The 226-nt window shown below is 36.7% G+C and carries 1 pseudogene; it reads left to right on the top strand.

The annotated features are described in order from the left end of the window. A pseudogene (locus Xinn_RS22585) lies at nucleotides 1–189 on the top strand (hypothetical protein); the annotation flags it as partial. Between the last annotated feature and the right edge of the window lie 37 nt (nucleotides 190–226).

Genomic DNA, 226 nt, shown 5'->3' with positions numbered 1-226 from the left:
CTCTTAACATTTCAGTGCTCACCTGTACAATGGCTTTATATTATTGACTTAAATAGGTTTTGTAAAGTGAGCGCGCATAATAAAGCACTGCTTCAAGATGACCTCAGAAAAAGGCATAGTGTGAGCAAACTAGTGGTGTATTCTGCAATTAATGACATCACTTTGTATTCCCACGGTAAAGCCACTTAAAAGGTTTAGCTAATACCCGGTTGTAATATTCGATATA

It is taken from the genome of Xenorhabdus innexi (assembly GCF_002632485.1).
In the GTDB taxonomy this organism is placed as follows: Bacteria; Pseudomonadota; Gammaproteobacteria; order Enterobacterales; family Enterobacteriaceae; genus Xenorhabdus; species Xenorhabdus innexi.
The sequence above is the reverse complement of the archived record's forward strand: the minus strand, read 5'-3'. Positions and strand labels throughout refer to the sequence as shown.